Source organism: Corynebacterium glyciniphilum AJ 3170 (assembly GCF_000626675.1).
GTDB lineage: Bacteria > Actinomycetota > Actinomycetes > Mycobacteriales > Mycobacteriaceae > Corynebacterium > Corynebacterium glyciniphilum.
The window spans coordinates 1,237,192-1,263,464 of the sequence record NZ_CP006842.1 but is presented as its reverse complement, the minus strand read 5'-3'; the positions used below and the strand labels follow the sequence as shown (position 1 = coordinate 1,263,464).

Here is a 26,273-nt window from a genome sequence, read left to right as displayed (position 1 = left end):
AGTCGGCAGTTTTGTATTCCATCATCCAGAATCTGCTACGCTCGCCTCCATGGCAAGACCACGAGAATTCAGCGAATCCGCCGTCCTGGACGCAGCAGTCGCCCAGTTCCGGGTGCACGGCTACGCCGACACGTCGACCGAGCAACTCTGCACGGTTGCCGGCGTGCGTCGCAGCAGCCTGTACAACGCCTTCGGATCCAAGGACGAACTCTTCATCCGGGCCCTGGAGCACTACCTCAGCGACACCGGCGGACGACAGGAGGATGCCCTCAGCGATGAGGATCTTTCGGGCGCCGAACGACTGGACGCCGTGATGGGCCTCATCCTCGGCGAGGAGGACGATGCAGCCCGGCACGGTCATGCCGCCGGCTGCATGGTCGTCAACTCCCGGATGGCACCCGACCTCGTCGACCAGGACGAACGTATCGGACAACTCCTCGACCGCGGTCTGGCCCATCAGACGTCCTTGCTCATTCAGGCGGTGGACGTGGGACGGAGAGATGGCAGTCTCAAAGCCGAGCTACCCCCGCGCGAGACCGCACTGACGATCGTCTCGCTCATCTCGGGCATCCGCGTTCTCGCCCAGGCAGGAACCGGCCCAGAGGATCTGCGTCAGATCGCCAATCTCACCCTCAGCGGGCTGAAGACAGCCTGACGGACCACATGAACTGAATCAAGGCACACGTCTGCCCATATTTTGGACTTTAGAATACAGAAAGAGAACACACGATGCCCAAACAGTTGTATCTGCTCATGTTGACCATCCTCGTTGTCGTCATGAGCGAACTCCAGATCGCCGGAATGATGCCTGAGATCGCCAATGACCTGGGGGTGAGCACCAGCCAGGTGGGTCTCCTGGTGTCCTTGTACGCACTGGGGATGGCGCTGGGCGGGCCCCTCCTCGCCTTCGCCGCCCGCCACAGTCCACCCAAGCGCTCCCTCCTACTGGTCGTCGCCGCTTACGCAATCCTCGAAATCCTTGTCCCCCTGATCCACGAGTACTGGTGGCTGGCGCTGCTCCGCATCATCACCGGATGTCTCTCCGGTGCCGCATTCGGACTCTCCGTCACCTTCGGCGCACGCCTGGCACCCTCGCCCACCCGGATCGGCGAGGCGGTGTCGATCGTGCTCGGCGGCATCATGGTCGGCACCGTCATCGGCCTGCCGCTGTCACATTTCATCGCCGGACGCTGGGGCTGGCAGGCCAGCTTCTACGTGCTCGGCGCGGCCGCGTTGTTCCTGTTCATCATCAGTGCACTCGCGCTTCCCCACCGCGCGGCCGCCTCGCAGGACGACGCGGCACAGGACGTGCGGAACCTTCGCTCACCCCGCCTGTGGTCGAGGTACCTGGTGAGTCTGCTGACCATCGGTTCCGCCTACGCGGCGTTCTCCTACTTCACGCCGCTGTTGGAGCAGACCGCGGGATTCTCGTCCGATGCCACCACCGTGATCCTCCTCGGCTACGGCCTCTGCTCGTTCATCGGCAACCTCGTCGTCGGACGCTTCGCCGACCGGCACGCGGTCGCCGTCCTCCGTTTCGGCCACGCACTGTTGTTCATCGCACTGATACTGCTCGCTCTGTTCGGTCAGGTCTCGCCGCTGGTGGTGATCACCGTGTTCATCGTGGGCCTGGCCGGGGTGACGATGAATCCTGCACTGGTCACCCGGGTGGCTGAGGTCGGTGGCACCGGCAACCTCGTCAGCACCGTCCACACCGCAGTCATCACGATGGGGGTGACCCTGGGAACAGCGATCAGCGCGGTCACCATCAGCCTCTTCGGTGATGACCCGGCCGTCGCCATGTGGACCGGTGTCGTCTTCGCCGTACTCGCGGCAGTTGTGCTGGCGATGCAGACCGCGCGGAGGCCCTTGCCTGCCAGCGCGTGACGGAACATAATCAACGTCACCATACGATGCGCCAACAGGTGAGGATTCTCCCATGAGGATAACCGTGACGATCGACGACAGGCTCATGGAGAGGGCACGCGAGCTGACCGGCATCGACGAATGCTCCGTCCTCCTCCGCGCAGGTCTGGAATCCCTCATCCGCGTCGAGAGTGCACGTCGCCTGGCGGCGCTCGGAGGTTCAGACCCCGACGCGACCGCCGCGCCCCGGTAACGAGGAACGGCGGCGTGATTCTCGTCGATACCTCGGTCTGGATAGACCATCTTCATCACGCCGAGAAGGAAATCGTCGAACTGCTCGGCGATGACCTGGTCCTCAGCCACGCAGGCGTCATAGAGGAACTCGCCCTGGGCTCCATGAGGGAGCGTGAGGCCTTCACCGGGTTCCTGAGTTCGCTGGAGCGATGCCCGAGTCTCACACACGAAGAATTGATGACATTCGTGGAGGGTGCGAGGCTCTGGGGACGGGGGCTGAGCGTTATCGATGTCCACCTACTGGGTTCCGCCCGTCTCGCCGGCTCGGCAATCTGGACCAGGGACAAGCGCTTCCGAGAGGCCGCGAAACAGGTGGGAGTCAGCGTCTACGAGGGACGGTGAGACGTTTGTTGACTTCGAGTGCGCTCTAAGTCCTATCGTTTCTGTCATGGGAGATGACGCAGACCACAACGGGCTGACCATAGCGCAGATGTCGGAGTTGTCCGGGGTCTCGGCGCATACGCTGCGTTACTACGAACGGGCGGGTTTGATCCGCCCTGTCTGCAGGAACGTCAGCAATCACCGCCGGTACGCCGCCGACGACGTGGCATGGGTCCAGTTCCTCCTCCGGCTGAGAGAAACAGGAATGCCGATTCGTCAGATGCGGATATACGCCGATCTCCGCGACGAGGGTCCCGTCACGACCGCTGAGCGACTGTCAATGCTCGAAAAGCACCAGCAGGCACTCACCGAACAGATCACTCAGCTCCTCTCTCATAACCAGGCTTTGGAGGCCAAAATCGCCATTTACCGTGACGACCTCACCACCGATCTCCGCGACATCGACGTCGCCCGGGAAGAACAGGACGATGACCAGTGACGAATGATGCAGAAGCGACCACCCGCCAGGAACGGTACGACCGGGGCAGAGCCGTCCTCGAGCAGATAGACGGCGCCGCTGGCACCGCAGTCGTCGACGGGCTGGCGGACGTGTCACCCGAACTCGGTCACCAGGTTGTGGCATGGGGGTTCGGGGAAATCTACTCCCGTCCGGAATTGTGCCCCCGCGACCGCCAGTTGGTCACGCTGGGAATGCTCACCGCGCTCGGCGGATGTGAACCGCAACTGGAGGTCCATGTCAACGCCGCCCTCAACGTCGGCCTCTCCTCCGAGGAGATCACCGAGGCGCTGCTGCATTCAGCGGTGTACTGCGGATTCCCCCGGGCGCTAAATGCCACTACGGTTGCAAAAAACGTCTTCGCCGAACGAGGTCTGCTTCCACGCACGTCACATCGTGATGACGATCTTTCCGACTAACCCACCACCTTCAACATGGTGATGCGCCTTCCGAATCGCGTGAAGTGGATACCGCGCAGCGACGCGTAACTGGAGTTCACCGGCATCAACCAACGTCGACAGCTCACGTAAGCGACGTGGGTCATGGGACACATAGTTGTGCATTGCGCTGCTCGCCCGGTGCGCCAGTTGCTCAGGAATGACATCGTCACTGACTGTCACGAGACGACCTCCCTCACGGAGCACATGCGGGTAGGTGAACACCCCGGCGGTGTCGAGAACTGCATCAAAACTCCCGATACCAGCGGGGTCTGACGCGACGGTGTCAGCACCTAAATCGAGGACCACCGGCCCGTGCCCGGGATCACGGACCAGTCCAACGACCTCGACGTCAGCCCGGCTCGCGAGTTGAATCGCCATGCCTCCGACACCCCCTGCTGCACCTGTCACGAGCAAACGCTCCCCCTGTCGCAGGTCGAGCTTCTCAAGCGCCTGGTCCGCGGTAAGAGCCGTCAACGGGAGACTCGCCGCCGTAGACAGGTCCACTGATTCAGGTGCCGGGGCAAGCAGTCCAGCTGGCAGCGCAGTGTAGCGCTGCCAGCAGCCTGCCCCGTCCGCCTGTGGCGGATACATGGCGATCACCCTGTCCCCTGGCACCCATCCGGAACCTACCGGTGCCGTGACCACCACTCCGGCGAGATCCCATCCCAGTGACGCGGGGAATTGACCGATGACCTGGGACGTCCCGGGCTCGCGGAATTTCACGTCCACGGGGTTGACCGTGGATGCGACTACGGCGACAAGGGCCTCGTCGGGGCCAGGCCGGGGCATCGACACGTCACACACTGTAAGGACCTCAGGCCCTCCGTAGCTTACGACCGTTGCGGCTTTCACTGGTTATCCTCCTGTGGAGTTGTACTGAGCGCCAGAAGTGCGAGAACCAGGCCAGCGACGGCGAATACCGCGCCGCCGAAACCGCCCCAGCGCAGGAGCCCGGCGCTGACCCCGATGCCACCGAGGGCGGACCCGACAGCATTGGCCATGTTGAATGCACCGACATTGACCGCCAGGGAGAGGGTCGGAGCAGCGCCTGCATGGCGCAGCACCAGCGACTGCAGCGGCGCGATCGTCGCGGTCGACAACAGTCCGAGCACCAGCACCATGCCGATCATCGGTGCCGGGTGTTCCGCCACCAGAGGGAACAGCGCCAAGGTGAGAACCAGCGCGACAAACACCCCGACCAGTGTCTTTCCGAGATCGAGGTCGGCGAACCGCCCGGCAATCAGGTTGCCGACGAAGCCGCCGACACCGTAGGCCAGGAGCAGAGCGGGAATAACCGAAGCCGCGAGGCCGGTGACATCCGACAGCAGCGGAACAAGATAGGTGAAGACGATTCCGACACCGGCGAACCCCACCACCGTGGTCATCACGGCCAGCAGCACCGGTCCCCGCAACAGCGTCCGGATCTCGTCGCGCACGCCGGTGGCCGGCGCTGGTGTACGTGGCATTGACGACCAGAGGATGAGCACTCCAGCGATCGCCACGACCGCAACGATCAGGAACGGTATCCGCCAGTTGAGGTTTCCACCCAACAGTGCACCAAGGGGGACCCCCAACACCGTGGCGACGGTCAACCCTGAACTGACGATGGCGATGGCTCTCCCCTGGCGTCCGGGTCCCATTGCCGTCGCTGCGGTGGTCAGCCCGATCGCAAACAGTGTCGCCTGACTGCAGGCGGACACGACACGACCGACGATCACCCATGCATACGTCGGGGCGATGACCGTGATGAGTGTGCCGATGATGAAGACCAGCCCCAGGCTCAGCGCCAGCCCTTTACGCGGAAGGCGTGCGGTCAGGATGGTTACCAGCGGACCGCCGACCGCCACACCCAGGGCGTAGGCGGTCACTGTCTGGCCGGCGGCAGCGGTACTCACTCCGACATCGGTCGCCAGTTGCGGGAGCACACCGGCCACGAGGTACTCGGCGGTGCCGGTACAGAACACCAGAAGAACGAATCCCGTCAGCACCCAGGCTGGGCGTGAGCGGGACGAGAGCAAGGATGATGTGTGGTCAGTCATTCTGCTAGCCTCAACCTTCACATCGATGTGAAAGCAAATAGCCGCGAAGGAACGTACACACTATGCGGATTTCCGAGGTGTCGGCGCAGACCGGCATAGCGCCCCGATTGCTCCGCTACTACGAGGAACAGGGACTACTCGTGCCCGACCGCAACTCCTCTGGTTACCGGGACTACACCGCAACCGATGCCGAGGTCGCCCGCCGCATCCGCCAGCTTCTGGACGCCGGGTTGAGCACTGCGGCGATCCGCACCGTCCTGCCCTGCCTCACAGAACGGGCCGGACGGTTAGCCCCGATCTGCGAAGAGACCATCGCTGACCTCAAGCGTGAACAAGTCCGGATCGAGAAATCGATCCAGGCACTGACTGTCTCTCGCAACGCCATCGCCGGCGTCATCTCCGCCGGTGCGCCAGGTCGTACTTCGTCGCAGTCAGGTGCGACCGGCTGATCCCGACCCCGGAACCTGATGAGAGCCGAATAGTTGGCCGTATAAAGCTGCGAGAGGTTCAGATAACGCGAGTGACGGAGTCAACTTCCAAATCAAGACTGCCCATGGGTGCCGTAGCCATACAAGAAGGCATGAACCCCTGAATCAGCGAGCCTGTACCGTTCCTCTGAGGGGAGCGGTAGCGCACCATGGTAAGTGCGTGTGGTGACATCTCCGGCAATGAGTTGGACCAGATGGACAGCAGCAAGATCAGCGTCAGCGACATTCAGATGCCCCCTCTCGGCGATGCGGCGCAGGTGCTCGGCGATCTCTTTGCGGACACGCAGTGGGCCTGCCTCCTGCCAAGCGCGGAGCGTGGCCTCGGCGATATGGCCCGCATCCGCATGAATCTGGCGCACCAACGCGAAATGTGGAGCGTGTTCAGGGGCAGGCGATACCCACGCTCGTCCGAACTCGATCAAGTCGTCTTCGACATTTGCGATCCTCCCCAGGTAGCGCCGCACCGTCACAATCTGCTCGTCTGCGGTGCGCTGGGCGCTGTCGACGATCACCTCCTCAAACAGGGTGGCTTTACCACCGAACTGGTTGTAGATCGTTCGCGTAGATACCCCCGATCTCCGGGCAATGGTGTCGATGCTTGCACGGGCGTACCCGTCCTCAGCGAAGACGATCAGCGCACCGTCAAGTAGTGCACGTCGTTTGTCGACACGGCTGCCCCTCATCGGTCGCGCCTCGGGATCGTCACTGTCCTGTTTCCGGTTCACTCCTTCAACCTACTACAACGTCCCTTGCACTATTTACAATGATCATTGTACTATCTACAACGATCGTTGCACTTTGGTGCGCATGGGCCAGGAAGTGGCCCGTACAAGTCATACGGAGGGAACCAGATGATCAGAATCGCAATCGTGGTGGCGAGCACTCGACCAGGAAGACGAGGCGACCAAGTCGCCCGATGGGTACACCAGCAGGCCACCAGCCACACACCGCAGGATGCCGGTATCGAGTACGCCATCGTCGACCTCGCCGACGTGAACCTGCCACTGCTCGACGAACCGGTGCCTGCAGCGATTGGTGAGTACCGGAACGAGCACACACGTCGATGGGCCAAGCTCATCTCCTCGTTCGACGGGTTCGTCTTCGTCACCCCGGAGTACAACCACGCCATCCCTGCAGCTCTGAAAAACGCGATCGACTATCTCTTCGCCGAATGGCATGACAAGGCCGCAGCCTTCGTCAGCTATGGACTCAACGGCGGGGTTCGGGCAGTCGAGCAACTCCGCATGACACTTGCCGAGGTCAAAGTCGCCTGTGTGCGCAGCCAGGTCGCACTGGGGTTGTTTACCGATTTCTCCATCACCGATATGGCCGAACCGGGAACCTTCACGCCTGCAGAACACCATCTGCCGACCCTGGAACGGACGCTCAAGGAGCTCATCGGCTGGGTTCAGGCCCTCGCTACACTTCGCCCACCAGCCGCGACAGCAATTGCAGAACGGTAGGGCAAGCAGTCATGGCCACCACCACCAGCATTCGCGCCACGCCACGGGGCATTGTGACGCTTACCGTCGTGCTGTTGGGCTTTCTGGCTCTACCGATGTCGATGTCGGGGGCGGGGGTCGCCGTACCCCAGATCGGCTCCGACCTCGATACGAGTGGCCCCGCAGCACAATGGGTCGTCACCGCCTATTTCGTGGCCGCCTCATCGTTCATGCTCGTGGCTGGATCTCTTGGTGATGCGATCGGCAGGCGACGTGTCTACCGCTCAGGCGCGATGGTCTATACTCTCGGATGCCTCGGGGCCGCTTTTGCTCCGAACGTCGCGATTCTATTGTCGGCAAGGGTGTTGACCGGGCTCGGAGCAGCAGGCGTGATGGCCGGCGGCGGAGCCATACTCGGAGCAACGTTCAGCGACGCAGCGCGCGCTCGAGCGTTCGCGGCAATGGGCACGACCTCTGGTCTCGGTTTGGCATTCGGGCCCACCTTCTCGGGGTGGCTGGTCGATGGGTTGGGCTGGCGGCTCGGTTTCGGCGCGTTCGTACTCCCTGGCCTGCTTCTGATCGCCGGTACATTGCTAATGAGCGAAACTCGCGCCGAGAATGCTCCACGCATCGACGTCGCCGGTGCGGTCACGTTCATCGCCTGCCTAGCGACTCTCATGTTCACAATCATGCAGGGCTCATCACTCGGTTGGATGTCTCCCACTGTTCTCGTCCTGCTGGGCTGCATTGCTCTTCTGCTGGGCCTATTCGTGATCATTGAACGTCGCGCGGCCAACCCAATTCTCAACCTTTCTCTACTGCGCCAGCGCGGATTTCAAGGATGGTTACTCGCTGCGATCACGATGTCGATCGGCTTCGGCGGCGTGTTGAACTTCTTGCCCAGTTACCTCCAAGCCCCAGTTGGGCTTACCGCGGCGAATGCCGGCATGGTGATGATCCTGCCGACGCTACCGATGATGATTCTGCCCGCTGTAGGCGGCTGGCTTATCGGTAAGAGATCCTCCCCGTCAATAATCATTGCGAGCGCGCTCCTTGCAATCGCAGGAGGCAACGCCTGGCTGGCAACTCTGCATCCGATGGTCACGCCACTCGGGCTGACGGGTCCCCTTATCCTCCTTGGCGCCGGGGTTGGTCTCGCCTCTGGCATCATCGACGCCCAGGCCATGAATGAGGTCGGCGAAAACGAGGTTGGAATGGTCGCCGGGATGCTCAACACTGTGCGCGGCACGTCCAATGCGCTCATCCTCGGTGTTTTCGGTTCCGCTCTCATCACGATTCTGGCAGGGAGGATCGACTCCACAGACCTCGCTGGACAAGTCGCGACTGGAAACCTGCCGAATACGACAGATACTGGATTCCTGGCCGCGCAGCTCACTGATACATGGCGAATTGTGCTGATGACGCTCGCAGGTCTATGCGGCATCGCCGCCATCGCAACCACCGCCCTCGTGCGCCGTTCGAGTCATGACGGACAACACGGATGCCGGAATCACGCGGAGATTCCGCGAGAGAGCGTGAACAAGCCCGGATCGAGAAATCGATCCAGGCACTGACTGTCTCTCGCGACGCCATCGCCAGCGTCATCTCCTCCGGAAAATGACAGGGCGTCACTGTCTCACAGGAACTCACGCTTCATTGCCATCAGGTGTGACCGACTGATTCCGCCGGCAGTCGCGGCGTCCTTGTCCGCGATAGCATCCACCAGATCCGTATGAATATCCTGGTCCGCCGCGTCACCGAATCCACCCTTACGCCGGAGCATGTCGACCATCGCCTCACGGATCCGCGGAGTGAAGCTGTCGAAGAGGTCGGTGAGCACATCATTGGCCGCAGCCACCACGATGCTGCGGTGGAAGGCGGTGTCGGCGTCCACATGCGCCTCCAGATCATCCCGACTCGTGTCGCGGACCTTCAGGGCACGCCGGATCGCACGGAGCGCCACCGGCGTGCGCCGTTCCGCCGCAAGCTGGGCCGCCTCGGTCTCGATCGCCAGACGGGCCTCGATCACTGACACGATGTCCGAACTGGTCAGTGTCGAGGTCCACTCCTCCACGACATCGAGCGCCGTCAGGTACACCCCCGATCCCTGCCTGGAGGCCAGAACGCCCTTACCTGCGAGGATGCGGATGGCCTCGCGAGCCGTCGAGCGTCCCACCCCGATCTGGGCGGCGAGGGTTGTCTCCGAGGGCAGCTTCTGGCCCAGGGCCCACTCCCCCTCCCTTACCCGCGCCAACAGCACTTCCGCTGACTGTTCCGACAGGGATGACCTCTTCACCTGGGACATCGAACGTAAACACCTCTACTTGTCTGCGGACTTTATGTTAGAGTCCAGATATGCGCTTCCACGGACTTCTTCTCCTATGCTGCCACGGCAGGTCGTAACCCGACCGGCCGCCTGTCGTGGAGACCCCAGCATCCCGCCGGTCGACCGACAGAACTGACAACCCCAGCAAGGACCGTGTCACCGACCATGGCAAGCACGACAAAGACCATCCACTCCCCCTCCCCGATGCCCTACCACCGTTATCGAGACGTCTACTCCCGAGTCAGCGTCCCACTCGCCGACGAAGACCGGACCTGGCCCACCCGACGCCTCACGACGGCCCCGCTGTGGGTCCCCGTCGACCTGCGCGACGGCAACCAGGCCCTCGCCGAGCCGATGGATCCTGTGCGCAAACGGCGGTTCTTCGAACTGATGGTGTCGATCGGCTACAAGGAGATCGAGGTCGGCTACCCCTCCGCCTCCCAGACCGACTACGACTTCGTCCGTCTGATCGCGGACACCGACATCGCCCCGGATGACGTCACCATCGTGGTCTTCACCCCGGCCCGCCGCGACCTCATCGAACGCACCATCGCCGCGATCCAGGGGATCACAAATCCGGTCGTCATCCACATGTACACCGCCACTGCCCCACTGTGGCGGGATCTGGTCCTGGGACGCGACCGAGCTGATCTGAAGGACCTGATCCTCTCCGGCGGATGGGACGTCCTGAACCTGGCAGGTGACATGGACAATGTCCGATTCGAATTCTCCCCGGAGGTCTTCAACCAGACTGAACCGGACTATGTGCTGGACCTGTGCGACTCCATGACCCAGTTGTGGGACGCGTCGTCTGACCGTCCCGTCATCCTCAACCTGCCGGCCACCGTAGAGATCGCCTCCCCCAACGTCTATGCCGACCAGATCGAGTACATGAGCAGGAACCTCGCCCGTCGAGACAACGTGATCCTCTCCGTGCACCCGCACAACGACCGCGGCACCGGGGTGGCCTGCGCCGAACTGGCCGTGCTCGCCGGTGCAGAACGAGTGGAAGGCTGCATTTTCGGTAACGGAGAACGCACCGGCAACGTCGACATCGCCACACTGGCGCTGAATCTGCACGCCCAGGGCATCGACCCGGAGGTCGACTTCTCCGACATCGACAGGATCCGCAGCACCGTCGAGTACTGCACGCGCATGGAGGTCCACCCCCGCCACCCGTACGTCGGCGACCTGGTCCACACCGCATTCAGCGGTACCCACCAGGACGCGATCCGCAAAGGCTTTATCGAGCACCGGGCGAGAGCGGCGCGGGATGGTCAGCCGGAGGACCAGGCCGACTGGCACATCCCGTACCTGCCGATCGACCCGGCGGATATCGGACGGAACTACGACGCCGTGATCAGGGTGAACTCCCAGTCAGGCAAAGGCGGCATCGCCTACCTGTTGAGCGAGGACTACGGCGTCGAACTGCCGCGCCGACTGCAGATCGATCTCGCCGCCCATGTCCAGCGCCACACCGATGACACCGGTGTGGAAGTCACCGCTGACCACCTGTGGGAGATCTTCGCCTCGGAGTACCTCTCCCCCGTCGACGGCCGGATCGGCGTTGTGGGCTACCAGACCGGTGACGACGCCGCCTCGCCAGACGGTGCGACAACCACGATCCAGCTCCGGATCGACGATGAAGAATCTACGCACACTGTCACCGGCTGTGGCCCGGTGGAGGCGCTCGTCACGGCTCTCGCAGAAGTCGGGGTCACCGTCGAGGTCATCGGGCTGTCCCAGACGAGTGTCACCGCGGGCAGCGGTAGCGATGCCCTGACCCTGCTGGAGTTCCGGTCCGGTGGGAAAGACGGCAAGAACGGGAAGAACGGAAAAGACACCGTGTCCCCGGCGCAGTGGGTCGCTGGACGGGACTCCTCGGTCCTGGCAGCCAGCATGAACGCAGTTGTCGCCGCGGCCAACAAGGTGGTGTGAGCCTGTTATCCGGCCGCGGTCCGCCGACGCGCCAGCGACGGCAGGTCCACACCCCGCAACCGCGCGAACTCCGCCGTCTCACCGGTGACGAGGACGTCCGTCGACGACAGCGAGGTGACGTCCGCCGCCCCGAGCAGTGTCATCAGGGTGCGCACCTGATCTGTCCAGGCCGTCAGCTCCCCCTCCAGTGCCTCTGGCCCGTCGGTCATGAGCACGTGCAGGAAGTGCCCGCTGACTCCCACGGCACGGGCACCGAGGGCCAGGGCGCGCACCACGTCCAGCGGGGTGCGCACGCCGCCGGATGCGAGCACGTCCACCTCCGGCGCCCCGGCGGGCCCGTGCAGCGTGTCCAGCAGACACTCGGGCGTGCTCTGTCCCCACCCCGACAGGTAGGTGTACTCCTGGCGTGACCGGCGGTGGTTCTCGATGTCGATGAAGTTGGTGCCGCCGCGCCCGCTGACGTCCACGGTGGTCGCCCCCCGCTCCACAAGCTCCGCGATGCTCTCGCTGCTGAGTCCGAAGCCGACCTCCTTGACGACCACGGGCACGTCCACCCCGGAGACGATCTCGGCAATGCGGTCGAGCCAGGAGCGGAAGTCGCGGTCTCCCTCCGGCATCACCAGTTCCTGCGCCGGGTTGACGTGGATCTGCAGGGCATTGGCGTCCAACAGGTCCACCGCCCGGCGCGCCTGCTCCACCGAGGCTTCCGGACTGACATTGGCGAAAATGAATGCCTCGGGCGCGCTGTCGCGCACAATGCGGAACGTCGGTTCCAACGCGGGCTCGCGTAGGGCTGCACTGACGGAACCACTGGCCATGGCCACGCCCGTGGCTGCGGCAGCCCTGGCGAGGTCGGCGTTGATCTGTCCGGTCTTCTCACTGCCGCCGGTCATGGCGTTGATGTAGAACGGCACCGGCCAGTGTGCGCCCGTCACGGTGGTGGAGATGTCGACGGCGTCGCGGGCGAGGCCGTTGAACGAATGGTGCATGAACCGCAGGTCGTGGAAACCACCGGCGGGGTGTGCTGCGCGTCCCTCGGTGGTGAGTTCTTCGGCCAGCTGGACGTGGTCGTCCTTGCGGTTGGTGCTCATTGGCTTGTTCCCTGTCACTCGATGGTCCCGTCGGGTTGATGGTCGTGCAGGTTGAGGACGCGGATGTCCGCGCGTTCCCAGGCCGCAAGCAGACTGTCGATCCCACCACCGTCGGCCCCGTCTGCTTCGCTGTCGATGAGGACGATACCGCAGTCGCCGCCTCCGGCCCCGGAGGTCTTCGCCGCACCACCGTTGGCTTCGGCAATCTCGATCAGGCGTCGCAGTGTCGGTGTCTCGATGGTGGTGCCGGAGTGCTCGCCGAGTTCACGGAGCAGCTCACGGTTGCGGCGGATCCCTGCCCTGATACCGGCGGCGTCGTCGTCATCCAGGGCGGCAATCAGCCCGGTCACGCAGCGCCGGCTTTCCGCGAGGAACCTGGTGTAGTCCATCCCCTCCCCCTGTTTCCGGGACTGCACGTCCCCGACCAGTCGGGAAGTGGACGCCGGCGAGCCGGTCCAGCCGACGAGCAGTTGCAGATGGTCCGGCGGGCAGACTCTCCGGACCGACAGCCCGGGCCAGTCCATGCTCACCAGGTCGATGAGTGGGCGGACGCCGCGTTCCGCCCGGGCCCATTCCCGGTCGAAGGAGGTGTAGGCGATCCAGCCTCCGAACATGCTGGCCGCCACGTCGCCGCCGGATCCGGACGTCTGTACGGAGATGCTGGCGAGCAGGGCAAGCTTCAGTTGTTCCATCCTGGTCAGGTCCAGCCGGTAGTAGTCGCACAGGGCACGGACGGTGGCCACGGTGACGGCGGCGGATGAACCGAGCCCGAACTTCCGCCCGGAGTCGTCGTCGAGCTCGCTGGTGATGTCGACGTCGAAGATCTCCAGTGGTGTGCCGAGAGCCACCGCTGCCTCCTCAACGACGCGTGCGGCGGCCAGCACGAAATCGAACGGTGCCTGATCCGGTTCGACGATCATCTGCCGGTCCCCGCGGTGCCATTCCACCCGGCTCTGTGTGAACTGGTCGGAGGTGATGTGTCCGGTGCCGGTCGCGGGGGTGACCCGTACGGTCACGTAGCGGTCGACGGCAACGAGAATAGCCGGAAAGCCCGTCTCGACCACGGCGTATTCGCCGGCGATGTAGAGCTTTCCGGGAGCACGGACCTCGGCCATGCGTGGTGCAGTCATGACTGTCCTTTCTCGACTGTGAGCCCGGGGCCGGCGTGCGTGACGAGGGTGCGCAGCCCCGGGGTAGCAGGTGCAAGCCGGTCGTAGAGCCAGGAGTTCAGGGCCTCCGCCTGCTCTGCGCTGGTGAGCACCTTGACGTTCGGACCGGCGTCCATGGTCGCCCACGCGGGGAAACCGGCGTCCCTGGCGGCCTGTACCGTCTGCACCGCTGCACGGCTGGCTGCGGTGAGGTAGTCGACCGGTGGGACGGCACCGCGCATCGTGGCGTGCATACCCAGGGCATTGGCTTCGGTGGCCTCCCCCAGCCGCTCGAGGTCGCCGTCGGCGATCGCGGCACGGGCATCGGCGAGGTGCCGTGCGTGGTGGGCGACCCATGGTTCGTAGTCCGGCGAGGTGTCGACGGTGCGGCGCATCGCCTCCCTGCTGGAGATACCCTTCGGCCCGTCGTCAAGGACGAGTACGACGATGGCCAACCGGTCGCTGAAGCTCTGACCACCGGCGACCGGCTCGGCGTAGGACGTGGCATCGTCAGTCCCGGCGTTCCACACAGCCAGACCACCGAACACGGAACGCGACGCCGACCCCGATCCCCGGCGTGCCAGACGCGACAGGTCGCGGTCGTCGAGATCGAGACCGGCCGCCGCGGCTGCCGCGCCGGCGAGGGCCGCGAACCCGGAGGCGGAGCTGGCTAGCCCGGCAGCGGTGGGCACCGTGTTCACCGATGCCACCTGCGCAGCACCCCGGATACCCGCCCGTTCACGGACGATGTCGAGGAACGCGGTGATGCGCTCCATCGCGCGACCGGTGACGGGGGCACCGTCGAGGGTGGCGTGATCGGTCCCGCCAGCGCCTTCGGCGCCTTCCCCGCCGAACTCCACGGTGGTGGTGGTGTAGAGCTCGTCGAGCGTCAGGGACAGGCTCGACGTGCGGGGGATGATCAGTGCCTCGTCGGCCTTGCCCCAGTATTTGATCAGGGCGATGTTGGCGTGTGCGGTCGCTGTCGCTTTCCTGTGTGGGCTCATGGTGCCGCCTTCTCGAGGTGGGGTGCGTAGATCCAGGTGCCGGACGCCCCGGCGTCGGTGAGGCTGCCGGCGATGCGTGCGGCGTCATCACCGGTGCGGGCCAGGGCGATGATGCATCCGCCTCGTCCTCCCCCGGTGAGTTTCGCGCCAACGGCCCCGGCATCACGGGCGGCGCCGGTCATCGCGTCCAGCCGGTCGTCGCTGACCCCGAGCTCAGCCAGCAGACGATGGGCGTCGTTCATCTTCTCTCCGAGTGCGCTGACATCGCCGGTCCGCAGGTCCTCGGCCGCCCCCTCGGCGATCGCGCCGAGCTGGTCAAGCAGGGCACCGACCTGCTCCGGGGAGGTCTCGTAGCCGCGTCGGACATCGCCGACGGTCTCCCGGGTGCTGCCCTGCGCCCCGGAGTCGGCGATGACGATCCAGGCCGTCAGGTTCATGTCCAGGGCCGTCCCCGCTCCGTCCCGGAAATACACCGGTGCCAACGAGGCGGTCGTCAGCGCGTCCAGTCCGGACGGATGACCGTGGGCGATGCGCTCAGCCTCCTGAGTGAGATCAAAGAGCTGCTGCGGGGACGCCGGAACACCGTAGGCGTCCAGTACGGCCTGGATGACCGCGCCGGCAGCAGCAGCGGAGGAACCCAGCCCACGCTCCGGCGGGAAGTCGGCCTGCGTGGTTACATGCAGGCCAGTATCCGGATGCCCGGCGAAGCCGGTGGCCACCTTGACTGCCTCGACCACGGAGGCGAGCTGTGCGGGAGCGGCGTCCAGCGGGCCGTGCCAGTCGAGACAGTTCAGTGTGCTCGGGGCGGTGACCACGGCGGCGGGGCGCACCGTGGCAGTCATGTGCAGGTTGTGCAACGGCACGGCCACAGCAGGGTGCCCGTAGACCACGGAGTGCTCACCGAAGAGGATGACCTTGGCCACTGTCCGACCATGTCCGACGTGAGGTTCCCGAGACGACTTCACAGAATCCTTTCTCACTACAGCAGGTTCTGCACGATCCAGGGGGACGCGTACAACGTCATGAACTGCACGCCGTAGCCTACGCCCAACTTGTTCAGCGTTCCGCAGGCGACCCCGACCAGCAGGACGCCGAAGATGTTGGCCACCCCGGCGTCCAGGTAGGCCAGCAGCAGGATGAAACCGATGAACAGTCCGAGTACCGCCTCGTGCGGAATGTAGCGCATCACCACGTAGGTGATCCGGTAGGAGTAGCGCACCGCGATGACGTAGGTCAGCCCGAGTGCCAGGACGGCACCGAGCACGACGGCGACGATGAACATCGGCGTGCTCAGCAGATGGTGCAGGTTGTTGTCCAGGGTGAGCGCCGGCGGTGCGTTGAACAGTGCCTGAGCCGGGCCGATGGCCACCGGGGACAGCGGAATGCCGATCGCCAGCAGTGGGATGATCGTGCCGGAGAGGTAGCTGGCGTGGGCCACGCCGTTCATCCCCGCGACCGCCCGGTTCGCCCGCGTGGTGCGGTCGCCGGAGCGTCCTGCCGCGCCTTCGCCGAGCAGGAACGTCAGGCCCACCGGACTGAGGAAGAACAACGGTGTGGAGATCAATGACCACAGTCCCGTGCGTGCGGTCTCGTCCCTGGTGAGGATCTTGTTCGGGGCCAGCGACTGGCCCCGCAGATTTTTGCGGGAGATGTCCACCGTCGTCGGCGGGTGGCCGGGCAGGTTCTCCCGGTGGCTGCGGTTGAGGAGCCCCAGCACAGAGACCAGCAGTGGGCCGATCGTGATGCCCAGGAAGAAGGACACCGAGATGTTCCCGTCCTGCGGGATCACCCCCTGGTCACGGTAGAGCGACAGGAGTCCCTGGAACAGCAGGGACATCGGGATGATGGCGATGAGGGAGAGCAGCCGGTTGGCGCCCAGCAGGGCGAGCAGCACCGCACCACCGACGAAGAGCAGGGTGCCGTACTCGCGCAGCGTGTCGGCGTAGGGAGCGATCGCTGTGGCGATGGCCAGGCTGACAGGGATGGCGATGATCGTGCCGATCGCACTGCCGGCGGCCATCTTCTTGATCGTCTCAGCGGCCCGGCCCTGGCTCTTGAGGTAGAGCGAATGCTCCATCATCGGCGCCGACAGCACCCCTCCGGGCAATCCCACCAGGGCGGTGGGGATGGCGTTGGTGAGATTCAGGGTGACGATCGCCGCGATGAAGAAGGTGAGCAGGACGGCCGGGTCGACACCTGCCAGCGCGAGGGCGAGGGTGACGGGCACCAGCACACTCGTCTCGTCCGTTCCCGGAATAAAGCCGATGAAGGTGTAGAGCAGGATCGCAGCGATGGCCGCGAGGAGCATCGGGAGCAGCAGCGTGGCGTCCATCAGACGGCCCCAGCTGTCTCATCAGTGGTGCTGTCAGTGCTGCCGTCAATGATGCGCACCACGCGTTTGGGCGTGAAGACCACCACACAGACCACGAACCCCACGACGGCACCGCCGAGCCCCCAGAAGAACTCGCTGGAGGACAATGCCGTGGCAATCAGGAGAGCGAGCGCGGTCGTGACACCGCAGATGAGCAGTGACCAGGTGAGGTCACGGGTCGACACGAGGTCGTTCCACACCTCGATGTAGTCGTCGTGGTCGCCCGGACGACGGTCAGTGTTAGGCATGCCTACATACCTTACGTGTCTCCTCCGGTGTGGCGCATTACCACCCGCCGGTGTGAATTCTCGTCTACTTTCAAGGTCAAACAGTTCCGACACCGGAGGTTCCACATGTCTGAGACCACTACCGCATCCCTCCCGGAGGTGTTCGACTACATCGTGGTCGGGGCCGGGTCAGCAGGCTGCACGTTGGCGAACCGACTCAGCGCCGACGGGTCCAGGTCCGTCCTGTTGCTCGAAGCCGGCGGGAAGGACAAGGGCCAGGGCGTGACTATCCCCGCGGCGTTCTCCCAGACGTTCCGCTCCGAGTTCGACTGGGACTACGCCACGACTCCCCAACCCGGCCTACGTGACCGGTCGATCTACTGGCCACGCGGCAAGGTCCTCGGCGGAAGTTCGTCCATCAATGCATTGATGTGGGTCGTCGGCTTTGCTGAAGACTACGACCGGTGGGGCGAACTCGCCGGACCGGAGTGGTCCTGGACGGAGATCTCACGCGCCCTGGACCGCGTGGAGGTGTCCGTCGAGCACCAGCGCGACCCCAGTGAGCACACCGCAGCCTTCCTCCGAGCGGTCTCGGAGGTAGGCTACCGCGTCGAGGACGCCAACGCCGATGCACCGGACGGCTTCACCCAGACGATGGTCACCGAGCACAACGGGGCACGGTCCAGCGCCGCGACGGCCTACCTGCGTCCGGCGGCCCTCCGTCCGAATCTGACCGTGCGGACAAACGCTCAGACGACCCGGGTCCGTTTCGACGAGACCCGCGCGGTCGGTGTGGACTACCTGCACGACGGCCGGGAACGCGCCGTCGGTGCCCGGCGCGAGGTCATCCTGTGTGGAGGGGCGGTGAACACTCCGCAGCTGCTGATGCTCTCCGGCATCGGCGATCCTGCGCATCTTGCGCAGCATGGGATCGCGACGGTAGCTGTCTCGTCCGAGGTCGGGAAGAACCTGCGCGATCACCTGGTCTCGCTGTTCGCCGTCGCTACCGAGAAAGGAACGTTGCTCGACGCGACGAAGCTGCCTCATGTCGCCCGGTATCTGGCGCGACGACGAGGGCTGTTGACCTCGAACGTCGCTGAGGCGTACGGGTTCGTCCGATCCCGCCCGGAGCTTGCCGCCCCCGACCTGGAGATCATCTATGCCCCGGTCGCCTACGTCAATGAGGGGCTGACCGGCATTCCGGAACACGGACTGACGATGGGGCCGATCCTGCTGCAGCCGGAGAGCCGGGGCGAAATCACCCTGGCTTCTGCTGATCCGATGACCAAACCGGTGATCGACCCACGGTACCTCAGTGATGCAGGCGGACAGGACCGGGCGACGATGCTGGCCGGCCTGGAGATCTGCTCGCGGATCTTCGACGCGCCGAGTCTGCGGTCGCGCCAGAGTGGACGGTTCATCGTCCCCGCCGGTGGGGAGAAGATGACGGTTGAACAACGCTGCGAAGAGGCCCTGACCGGCGCGTCGCACACGCTCTACCATCCGACAAGTACCGCCCGGATGGGCACCGACGAGGACTCGGTGGTGGACCCGCATCTGCGGGTCCGTGGTGTGCAGGGTCTCCGCGTCGCCGACGCATCGGTGATGCCGGAGATCATCCGCGGCCACACCAACGCCCCGTCCATCGCGATCGGCGAGAAGGCTGCGGAGTTCGTTCTGGGCGAAGGGTGAGGGATGACTGGCACTCTCGATATGGCGTATCCGTTCACAGGACGATGGCTCGTCCAGAACAGCCCCGCTAACCGTGTTCCGAGCCACGGGACGGCGCAGTTCGCCTCGTCCTACGCCATCGACTTCGTCCCGGTGGACGACGGGCGCTCTGCACCACTCACCCTCGGATCGTTCGTACGGCCCGAACCGCCGGAAAAGTTCCCCGGATTCGGGCGGACACTCCTGTCCCCGGTTGATGGAACAGTTGTCACGGTCCACGACGGCGAGCGCGACCACCCCGCATACCGGGGGCTGCCGTCGGTTGGATACGCGCTGACGCAGCGACGACGGGTTGCCGCTGGATGGGTGTCCTTGGCGGGAAATCATGTTGTGATCGAGACTGACGGCATCGTTGTCGCCCTGTGCCATCTCCGGCACGGCAGCATCAGCGTCACTCGGGGCCAGCTTGTTGATGTCGGGGCCGCAGTGGCCGAATGCGGAAACACGGGCAACAGCACCGAGCCACACCTGCATCTCCAGGCTGTGCAAGGCCCTGATGTCGCCTGCGGCAACCCCGTGGCGGTGACCTTTCACGGCACGCTGCCCCGCAACGGAGACATCGTGTGACAGTCACTCCCCGTCGAGTTGTCGCGGGCTGCGGGTAGGAATGTGCGATCTTCCAGTCGCTTGCTAATACCCCCGTTCTCACATAACCTCGCCGTAACAGTCGTTACGAGCGGGGAGGATATGCCCACCGAAGACACAGAGCCGACGAGTGAACGACTATCGCGGGCGGTATGGAGAACCGTCGCCGAAGACGGCATCGAAGGGACCTCCGTGCGCCGAGTCGCGCAGCACGCAGGTTGCACAACGGGCCTCATCATGCACCATTTCGGATCACGCGGCGCCATGCTCAAGCATGCTCGGGAAGTGCTTTACAAACGCACGGAAGAACGAGCAAACATCGCCGAAAATACGCATCAATCGCCCCGTTTTCGCCTCAAAGAGGTGCTTTGTGGCGTACTACCTCTCGACACGGAAAGGAAACACGAGGCCCGCGTATGGGCAGGGTTCGCAGCCACGGCACTATCCGATGATGCGATGCGAAAAATACATGTCTCGGGGAACCGAAGATGGCTGCATAGAATCGCCCGCATCATATCCACCTGCACCCCAGACGCTTCCACGGACAGCGTGAAAATCTCAGCTATTCAGCTTATCGCAGCAACAGAAGGCCTAGCCTTGCTCGCCTCGCTAGACCCGGAGACCTACAGCGCCGAAATCCAGGAATCAATCCTTGCGATGGAAGTCGATAACACACTTCGGAAAATGGCATCACCACCCTCCGCCCATATCGAATGAACAACCCCAGCAGGAGGAACTGCAAATTGAGCATCGAATACCACTCAAGAAACCTAAAGGACATGGATCCACGTACGCTCTACAGAATACTGAAGCTCCGCAGCGATGTCTTCGTCGTGGAGCAGTCCTGCGCATATCCAGAGCTCGACGGGAGGGACCTCGAAGAAGACAGCCTCCAGGTCTGGTGCACTAAAAACCTCGACATTCCCGCCACTTTACGAATACTGACCGAAGAACAGTCATTACGTATCGGACGCGTTGTTGCAGACAAGAACTACCGGGGTACCGGCATCGCCCGCGATCTCTTCACATACGCACTGAACCAGTGTTCACAAGTCGCGCCGCATAAGAAGATCGTTCTCGATGCCCAAGCGCCCCTACAGGCGTGGTACGAGTCTTTCGGCTTCACGCGTGCTGGAGAAGAATTTCTTGAAGATGGAATTCCCCATGTCCCCATGCTGAAGTAATGACGGAAGGTTGGGAAACAAGGGTTCTCGGTTGGGGTGTCGACCCGGTGGGATACGAGCTACCATCGTGATCCTCCGACGATCTACTCCTTTACGGCACCACTGGGAGCCGCCGTCCGGACCCTCATCGCCAGCGGCACCGCAATCAGTGCAAAAGCGCCCGTCAGCGCGAAGATCGCAATCATCGCGGTGTGCAGTTCATCGCCGCCTCCGGCCCCTCCGATCACGGCCGTCCCTATGCCTGCGGCCAAGGCGGTGCCGAGAGTCTGCGCCATCTGGATGGTGCCGCTCATCTGTCCCGAGGCATCCTCGCTGGTCTCACTGAACGTCTCGGCAGTGCTGGCGTTGTAGGCCAGCCCCATGCCGAACCCGCCGATCATCCAGCCAACGACGGCGACTCCCACCGGGAGGGCCTCCCCCAGCAGGGTCACGGCGATGACGGCGATACCTACAGCCAGGATGACCAGACCCATCATCGAATCAGCCCGGCACGTCACCGTCCCCTGTCGCATCTCGCGTCGACTCTGCGGCATCGCGGTGGTGACCCCGAGACCGTCGAACGCCACGATGCCGACCGAGACCAGCAACCCGACGGTGAGCAACCGCAGTGATGGCGTGAACACGCCGGACGGTCCGGTGTCCGGCGTCTGGTCGCGGTTAGCGTCCGATGACGGTGATGTGCGGGTCATCGCCGGGCTCCTCGCTCTCGTCGACGGCGGCCAGTGCCAGGTCGCCCGGGGTGACGCGGGACTGGCCGTGTTTGTCCGTCAGCAACGTGGTGGTGCCTCGTCGGTATCCGCCGGTGTCCTCCCCTGGCTCGAAGACCGCCGACGGGCTGAGATACGTCCACCGGGTGCGGGTGTGCTCCATGCACACCTGGAACTGGTCCAGACTCGCTCCGGCGATCGGTCGCCAGGCTTCGGGGATGTACCTGGTGTCGTCGATGAGGAGACGATCCGGATCGTCCGGCGAGCGTAAGGGTGCTGACCCACCGACGACCAGGACGCGGGTCCCGGCACGTTCTGCGGCGTCGAGGACGGTGGCGGTCATCGGCCCCATCAGATGCTCCGAGCCTGGCGAAGGCCGCACAGCCAGCACCGCGGCGTCGACGCCGGCGAGGATCTGCGGCAGATCCGCGACCGCGTCCAGTGAGGCAAGGTCCAGGGCGACGGTTCGAAGCAGATCGTTTCCACTCCCCTGCGCATGCCGCGACACCGCGGTGACGTGGTGTCCGCGGGACAGTGCTTCGGCGACGATGGCGCTGCCCGCCATGCCGGTCGCCCCAATGACGGCGATGTTCATGAGTCAGTTCCTTCCGGTGAGTGTCCCGTACGGGAGTTCGTCGTGCGTTGTGTCGTCTTCCGCGGCGGTGGGAGTTGGCCCGCCACCATCGCCGACAGCGCCAGGGCGAACCCTGCCAGTTGAACGGTGCCGAACGACTCCCCAGCGATGACCGCTCCCAGCACCGCTGCCACCAGCGGAGACAACAGGCCGAGCAATGCCGTTGCGGTGACCGGGAGACGTCGGATACCGGAGAACCAGATGATGTAGGTCATCAGGCCGCCGACCAGTCCGAGCCAGAGGTATCCGGCGACCGTGGTGCCGTCGATGTCCTGCGGCACACCGTCGACGAGGAGCGCCGGGACCAGCAGGACGAGCCCTGCCGCGGTGAGCTGCCATCCGGCGAGCGCCGTCGCGCTGACCCCGTCCGGGCGTCCCCACTTCTTGGTGAGCACCACGCCGGTGCCCATCGATGCGGCGGCACCGATACCTGCCAGCAGACCGACAAGGTCCAGCCCCGCCCCGGGACCGAGTACGACCAGGGCCACGCCACCGACACCGACGATCCCCCACCCCAGTCGCCAGACCGAGAGCTTCTCGTGCAGGATCGCCACGGCAAGGAAGGCGACGACGATGGGTTGGGACGCGTTCAGCGTGGCGGCGACCCCGCCGGGTAGATGCTGGGCGGTGAGGAAGAGCAGCGGGAAGAACGCCGCCATGTTCAGGGTGCCGAGCACCAGGCTTTTCCACCACCAGGATCCACGCGGCAGCGTCCGGGCGAGGAGCAGGGCAATCAGTCCGGCGGGCAGGGCGCGCATCATCGCCGCGAACAGCGGGTGGCCGTCCGGCAGCATGTGCGTGGTCACGATGTAGGTGGTCCCCCACACCGCGGGCGTGATGGCGGTCAGGGCCGTCCACCCCACCCGTGCGCTCCCCGTCGCTGGTGGTGGCGCGCCCGGTGGAGAGGGCGGTGGTTGGTGGGGTGCGGCTGTTGCTGTGGTTGCTGTCATGCCTTTCATCGTCAGTCAGCACGAGACATGAGTCCAACACATGTTTTTCATTCCACCGATCGTGATACATGATTGATCTATGGAACTGCAGCAACTGAGGTACGTCCTGGCCGTCGCCGAGACCCGCAACTTCACCCGAGCAGCGGAGCGCTGCCACATCGTGCAGTCGGCGATGAGCCACCGGATCAAAGCACTGGAGCACGAACTCGGCGTGCAGCTTTTCGCCCGTACCAGCAGGAGGGTCGAACTCACCGACGCCGGTGCAGCGTTCCTTCCCTCCGCTCAGGCCAGTCTGGACGCCGCCGACCGTGCCGCCGCTGACGCAGCCGCAGCCACCGGTCGGATCCGGGGCACGGTCACCATCGGCGTAATTCCCACGGTGACCGCCATCGATGTCCCGGCGGTCCTCGGCAGGTTCCACCAGGCTCACCCGGCAGTGAAGATCCGGCTTCTCGGCGGGAGTAGCGACGAATTCATCGCCGCCATCCGCTCCGGAGGGATGGACGTCGCGGTGCTTGGTCTACCCGCCGGTCAACCACCCCGCGGAGTACGTAGTCAGGAACTTGTCCGCGAGGATCTCGTGGCGGTGGTCAGCGCGACTCACCGTCTCGCCGGACGTGACAACATCGCACTCGCCGACCTGGACGGCGAGGCATTCGTGGATTTCCCGGTCGACTCGCCGGGTCGGGCGCAGTCCGACGTGGCGTTCCGCGACGCCGGCCTGACCCGCGATGTCGCCTTCGAGGCAGTAGACACCAGCTTCATGCTGGAGGTCGTCCGGCAAGGACTCGCCGTCGCTCTCCTCTCCCGCGACGCCATCCCTGAGGACGCTGATGTGCACATCCTCGACGTGGCCGACGGGCCGTCGCGCATCCAGTATCTGGCCTGGAGTGATTTCAACCCGGGGCCGGCGGCGACGGCGCTGGTGGAGATGATGACCGACGCTCATCATGACCTGTTCACCCGGCGTTGATCTGCACTCTCCTGCATCGTCACCACGGTGACACAGGTAGCACCCAGACTGTGTGACGGCACATGCCGACCCTCAGTTTCTGACAGGAGAATGCTCCCATGCCCTCACGCATGCACTCGCGCTCGCTACGCGCACCTCTCGGCACCGTCCTCGCCGCTGCCGTGATCCTCACCACCGCCCCGGCGCAAACCCCCGCCTACGCCCAGGACGGTTCCGCACTGCCCGGTTCAAGCTCACGTCCGGGATCCTCCGCTCCCACCGACCCGTCCGGTAACGAGGGCCTCTACGAAGGCTCCGTCGAGGTCGTCGACGGAGAAGCCAATGACCAGAGCCTCTTCACCGGTCGCGTCTTTGACGACGCCAACAGGAACTCCGCGCTCGACGGGGACGAAGCTGGTGTCCCCGGCGTCCGAGTCACCAACGGTATCGACGTGACCACCACCGATGACACCGGCCGCTATGAGCTCCCCGTCCGCGACAACATGTCGGTGTCGGTCACCCAACCTGCCGGCTGGCAGGTCCCCGTCGACGAAGACAACTTCGCCCAGTTCAGCTACCAGCACTATCCGGAAGGATCACCGGATCTCACGTTCGGAGGGCTCGAACCAACCGGCCCGGTCCCCTCTGCCGTGAACTTTCCGCTTGCGGCATCCGAAGCCACCGCGTCACCGGAGCAGTCCTGCCCCATGGCGGCAGACACACAGACCTACGACAAGCAGGAAGTCGAGTACGCCCGGAAGGGTGCTCCCGCGGACCTGGCCGCGCGGGACGACTACGCCGGTTGCGGAATCCTGTTGCTCGGTGACAATGTCGGCGACGACCTGAGCCTCAATCCGGACCTGAAGCAGTTGTACAGCGATGCCAACGGCCCTGTCCGTGCGTTGCCGGGGAACCATGACATCGATTACGACGCCACCTCCGACGTCAATGCCACCGACACCTACCGTCGGGATTTCGGCGCGCCGTACTATTCCTACGATGTCGGCGAGACCCACTTCGTTGCCCTGGACAACATCGTCTACAACGGTGACGACGGCAGCGGCAACGGCGGATACGACGAGAAGATTGACGATCAACAGCTCGAATGGCTCAGGAATGACCTGGCCACCATTGAGCCGGACCAGCAGATCGTGATCGCCGCGCATGCACCGATCGTCAGCTATCAGGAGGTCGTGACCGACAACGCCGACGACCTTTACGAGATCCTCGCTGACTATCCCCATGCGGTGACTGTCGGTGGACACACCCACACCCTCGAACACCTCGTCGCCGGGGAACAGCGTGCAGAATGGGCCGACAACGATCAGAGCCCGATCACCCAGCTCAGCCACGACCAGATCATCGCCGGCGCGGTGTCCGGCGACTGGTACTCAGGTGAGCTCAACGACAATGGCGTCCCCCACGCCTACACGTCGGACGCGGCAGAGCCGGGCGTGCTGACCTTTGAGTTCGACGGCACTGGCCGCAGCGAGTACTACACGGTGCGCAATGAGGAGCAGGACCACCAGTTCCTCACCGGTATCAACTCGCCCACCTGGCGCACGTGGGCCGAAGACGCCCAACAGTGGCAGGACAACGACAAGCAGGGGGATGCCCCGGAGCAGATTGATCCGCTGGAGGTGTCCCAGCAGGACGTCGTCGACGGAGGGTCCTACCTGACGACCAGCTTCTTCGGCGGCTCCACCGGTGCGGATGTCCAGGTCACGATCGACGGAGAGACTGTCGATGCCGAGCACACCCAGCCGGCCGAGGGCGAAGCATTGAACAAGGGCTGGGAGTACACGGAAACTGTCTCCGCCACGCACAATCTGAGCTCCTCCGGCAACGTCGCCCAGGCCAGTCCGCATGTCTGGCGTGCGACGCTGCCGGACGACCTGGCTGTCGGCGAACACACCGTGGAGGTGAAGGGCACCGACCGGTACGGGCACCAGAGCTTGCAGACGGTGGCGTTTACCGTCACCGAGGACAACCAGTAGGCAGAGTGCAGGTAATCGCTC

29 protein-coding genes are annotated in these 26,273 nt (G+C 64.4%); 16 read left to right on the top strand and 13 right to left on the bottom strand.

Going from position 1 to position 26,273, the window contains the following annotated elements:
• The first annotated feature begins 49 nt into the window (after nt 1-49).
• The 6 genes from CGLY_RS05950 (at nt 50) to CGLY_RS05925 (ending at nt 3,417) form a co-directional block, all read left to right on the top strand.
• On the top strand, nt 50-655 hold the full coding sequence (locus CGLY_RS05950) for a TetR/AcrR family transcriptional regulator (protein ID WP_038547329.1): 606 nt from the start codon (nt 50-52) through the stop codon (nt 653-655).
• A 74-nt stretch (nt 656-729) separates the two neighbouring features.
• Nucleotides 730-1,887 (top strand): MFS transporter, encoded by a 1,158-nt coding sequence (locus CGLY_RS05945; RefSeq protein ID WP_038547326.1) that lies wholly within the window; start codon nt 730-732, stop codon nt 1,885-1,887.
• A gap of 52 nt (nt 1,888-1,939) precedes the next feature.
• On the top strand, nt 1,940-2,119 hold the full coding sequence (locus CGLY_RS05940; RefSeq protein ID WP_038547323.1) for a type II toxin-antitoxin system VapB family antitoxin: 180 nt from the start codon (nt 1,940-1,942) through the stop codon (nt 2,117-2,119).
• A 14-nt stretch (nt 2,120-2,133) separates the two neighbouring features.
• Entirely contained in the window at nt 2,134-2,502 is a 369-nt protein-coding gene (locus CGLY_RS05935) for a type II toxin-antitoxin system VapC family toxin (RefSeq protein ID WP_038547320.1), read from the top strand.
• Nucleotides 2,503-2,548: 46 nt separating this feature from the next.
• Nucleotides 2,549-2,980, top strand: coding sequence for a MerR family transcriptional regulator (locus CGLY_RS05930; RefSeq protein WP_081803801.1), 432 nt, complete (start codon nt 2,549-2,551; stop codon nt 2,978-2,980).
• Nucleotides 2,977-3,417 (top strand): carboxymuconolactone decarboxylase family protein, encoded by a 441-nt coding sequence (locus tag CGLY_RS05925; protein ID WP_038547317.1) that lies wholly within the window; start codon nt 2,977-2,979, stop codon nt 3,415-3,417. Before CGLY_RS05930 ends, CGLY_RS05925 begins: the two co-directional genes overlap by 4 nt.
• Here the strand turns inward: CGLY_RS05925 and CGLY_RS05920 are convergent.
• Together CGLY_RS05920 and CGLY_RS05915 are read right to left on the bottom strand one after the other, a co-directional pair.
• Complete coding sequence (locus tag CGLY_RS05920; RefSeq protein WP_227590440.1) at nt 3,388-4,227, bottom strand: NADP-dependent oxidoreductase; 840 nt, start codon at nt 4,225-4,227, stop codon at nt 3,388-3,390. The two genes, CGLY_RS05925 and CGLY_RS05920, sit on opposite strands and share 30 nt — an antisense overlap.
• A 59-nt stretch (nt 4,228-4,286) precedes the next feature.
• Nucleotides 4,287-5,477: an MFS transporter gene (locus CGLY_RS05915; RefSeq protein ID WP_081803800.1), complete on the bottom strand. Its 1,191-nt coding sequence runs from the start codon at nt 5,475-5,477 to the stop codon at nt 4,287-4,289.
• Between the two features lie 62 nt (nt 5,478-5,539).
• Here CGLY_RS05915 and CGLY_RS05910 point away from each other — a divergent pair, with 62 nt between their 5' ends.
• Nucleotides 5,540-5,926 carry a MerR family transcriptional regulator gene (locus tag CGLY_RS05910; protein ID WP_038547313.1) on the top strand — a complete coding sequence of 129 codons (387 nt, stop codon included), beginning with the start codon at nt 5,540-5,542 and terminating at the stop codon, nt 5,924-5,926.
• Nucleotides 5,927-6,018: 92 nt separating this feature from the next.
• Here the strand turns inward: CGLY_RS05910 and CGLY_RS05905 are convergent, their stop codons facing one another.
• A complete protein-coding gene (locus tag CGLY_RS05905) occupies nt 6,019-6,690 on the bottom strand; it encodes a TetR/AcrR family transcriptional regulator (RefSeq protein ID WP_227590405.1) in 672 nt (223 codons plus the stop codon).
• Nucleotides 6,691-6,816: 126 nt separating this feature from the next.
• Here CGLY_RS05905 and CGLY_RS05900 point away from each other — a divergent pair, with 126 nt between their 5' ends.
• Both CGLY_RS05900 and CGLY_RS05895 read left to right on the top strand, forming a co-directional pair.
• Nucleotides 6,817-7,428 carry an NADPH-dependent FMN reductase gene (locus tag CGLY_RS05900; RefSeq protein ID WP_038547310.1) on the top strand — a complete coding sequence of 204 codons (612 nt, stop codon included), beginning with the start codon at nt 6,817-6,819 and terminating at the stop codon, nt 7,426-7,428.
• A gap of 11 nt (nt 7,429-7,439) precedes the next feature.
• On the top strand, nt 7,440-8,981 hold the full coding sequence (locus CGLY_RS05895) for an MFS transporter (RefSeq protein WP_038547306.1): 1,542 nt from the start codon (nt 7,440-7,442) through the stop codon (nt 8,979-8,981).
• A 62-nt stretch (nt 8,982-9,043) separates the two neighbouring features.
• Here CGLY_RS05895 and CGLY_RS05890 read toward each other — a convergent pair whose 3' ends face one another.
• The gene (locus tag CGLY_RS05890) at nt 9,044-9,712 is read right to left on the bottom strand and encodes a FadR/GntR family transcriptional regulator (RefSeq protein ID WP_038547303.1); all 669 of its coding nucleotides are present in this window, start codon (nt 9,710-9,712) and stop codon (nt 9,044-9,046) included.
• A 186-nt stretch (nt 9,713-9,898) separates the two neighbouring features.
• Here CGLY_RS05890 and CGLY_RS05885 point away from each other — a divergent pair, with 186 nt between their 5' ends.
• Complete coding sequence (locus CGLY_RS05885) at nt 9,899-11,671, top strand: 2-isopropylmalate synthase (RefSeq protein WP_052539750.1); 1,773 nt, start codon at nt 9,899-9,901, stop codon at nt 11,669-11,671.
• A gap of 5 nt (nt 11,672-11,676) precedes the next feature.
• Here the strand turns inward: CGLY_RS05885 and fni are convergent, their stop codons facing one another.
• From fni to CGLY_RS05855, 6 genes are read right to left on the bottom strand one after another with little or no spacing between them, the layout of a single operon-like run.
• Nucleotides 11,677-12,762, bottom strand: a complete 1,086-nt coding sequence (gene fni / locus CGLY_RS05880) for a type 2 isopentenyl-diphosphate Delta-isomerase (RefSeq protein ID WP_038547300.1) — start codon at nt 12,760-12,762, stop codon at nt 11,677-11,679.
• Between the two features lie 14 nt (nt 12,763-12,776).
• Nucleotides 12,777-13,892, bottom strand: a complete 1,116-nt coding sequence (locus tag CGLY_RS05875) for a phosphomevalonate kinase (protein WP_227590404.1) — start codon at nt 13,890-13,892, stop codon at nt 12,777-12,779.
• Entirely contained in the window at nt 13,889-14,914 is a 1,026-nt protein-coding gene (gene mvaD / locus CGLY_RS05870; protein WP_038547298.1) for a diphosphomevalonate decarboxylase, read from the bottom strand. The genes CGLY_RS05875 and mvaD overlap by 4 nt, the downstream gene beginning before the upstream one ends.
• Nucleotides 14,911-15,837, bottom strand: coding sequence for a mevalonate kinase (mvk, locus tag CGLY_RS05865; RefSeq protein WP_227590403.1), 927 nt, complete (start codon nt 15,835-15,837; stop codon nt 14,911-14,913). Before mvk ends, mvaD begins: the two co-directional genes overlap by 4 nt.
• 56 nt (nt 15,838-15,893) lie before the next feature.
• Nucleotides 15,894-17,246 (bottom strand): tripartite tricarboxylate transporter permease, encoded by a 1,353-nt coding sequence (locus CGLY_RS05860; RefSeq protein WP_038547290.1) that lies wholly within the window; start codon nt 17,244-17,246, stop codon nt 15,894-15,896.
• Nucleotides 17,246-17,533 carry a hypothetical protein gene (locus tag CGLY_RS05855; protein ID WP_038547287.1) on the bottom strand — a complete coding sequence of 96 codons (288 nt, stop codon included), beginning with the start codon at nt 17,531-17,533 and terminating at the stop codon, nt 17,246-17,248. The genes CGLY_RS05860 and CGLY_RS05855 overlap by 1 nt, the downstream gene beginning before the upstream one ends.
• 105 nt (nt 17,534-17,638) lie before the next feature.
• Between CGLY_RS05855 and CGLY_RS05850 the strand changes: the two genes are divergently transcribed.
• From CGLY_RS05850 to CGLY_RS05840, 4 genes are all read left to right on the top strand, one after another.
• The gene (locus CGLY_RS05850; protein ID WP_038547284.1) at nt 17,639-19,204 is read left to right on the top strand and encodes a GMC family oxidoreductase; all 1,566 of its coding nucleotides are present in this window, start codon (nt 17,639-17,641) and stop codon (nt 19,202-19,204) included.
• Nucleotides 19,205-19,207: 3 nt separating this feature from the next.
• The gene (locus CGLY_RS05845) at nt 19,208-19,810 is read left to right on the top strand and encodes a M23 family metallopeptidase (RefSeq protein ID WP_038547281.1); all 603 of its coding nucleotides are present in this window, start codon (nt 19,208-19,210) and stop codon (nt 19,808-19,810) included.
• Between the two features lie 120 nt (nt 19,811-19,930).
• On the top strand, nt 19,931-20,545 hold the full coding sequence (locus CGLY_RS17100) for a TetR/AcrR family transcriptional regulator (RefSeq protein ID WP_081803799.1): 615 nt from the start codon (nt 19,931-19,933) through the stop codon (nt 20,543-20,545).
• 26 nt (nt 20,546-20,571) lie between these two features.
• The gene (locus CGLY_RS05840; RefSeq protein WP_038547278.1) at nt 20,572-21,012 is read left to right on the top strand and encodes a GNAT family N-acetyltransferase; all 441 of its coding nucleotides are present in this window, start codon (nt 20,572-20,574) and stop codon (nt 21,010-21,012) included.
• Between the two features lie 83 nt (nt 21,013-21,095).
• Here the strand turns inward: CGLY_RS05840 and CGLY_RS05835 are convergent, their stop codons facing one another.
• From CGLY_RS05835 to CGLY_RS05825, 3 genes are read right to left on the bottom strand one after another with little or no spacing between them, the layout of a single operon-like run.
• Entirely contained in the window at nt 21,096-21,701 is a 606-nt protein-coding gene (locus tag CGLY_RS05835) for an MFS transporter (RefSeq protein WP_038547276.1), read from the bottom strand.
• Nucleotides 21,670-22,314 (bottom strand): NAD(P)-dependent oxidoreductase, encoded by a 645-nt coding sequence (locus CGLY_RS05830; protein ID WP_038547273.1) that lies wholly within the window; start codon nt 22,312-22,314, stop codon nt 21,670-21,672. Before CGLY_RS05830 ends, CGLY_RS05835 begins: the two co-directional genes overlap by 32 nt.
• A complete protein-coding gene (locus CGLY_RS05825; RefSeq protein ID WP_081803797.1) occupies nt 22,311-23,303 on the bottom strand; it encodes an EamA family transporter in 993 nt (330 codons plus the stop codon). Before CGLY_RS05825 ends, CGLY_RS05830 begins: the two co-directional genes overlap by 4 nt.
• A 79-nt stretch (nt 23,304-23,382) precedes the next feature.
• Between CGLY_RS05825 and CGLY_RS05820 the strand changes: the two genes are divergently transcribed.
• Nucleotides 23,383-24,276 (top strand): LysR family transcriptional regulator, encoded by an 894-nt coding sequence (locus tag CGLY_RS05820; RefSeq protein WP_038547270.1) that lies wholly within the window; start codon nt 23,383-23,385, stop codon nt 24,274-24,276.
• 98 nt (nt 24,277-24,374) lie between these two features.
• Nucleotides 24,375-26,252, top strand: a complete 1,878-nt coding sequence (locus CGLY_RS05815) for a calcineurin-like phosphoesterase C-terminal domain-containing protein (RefSeq protein ID WP_052539747.1) — start codon at nt 24,375-24,377, stop codon at nt 26,250-26,252.
• Nucleotides 26,253-26,273: the final 21 nt, after the last annotated feature.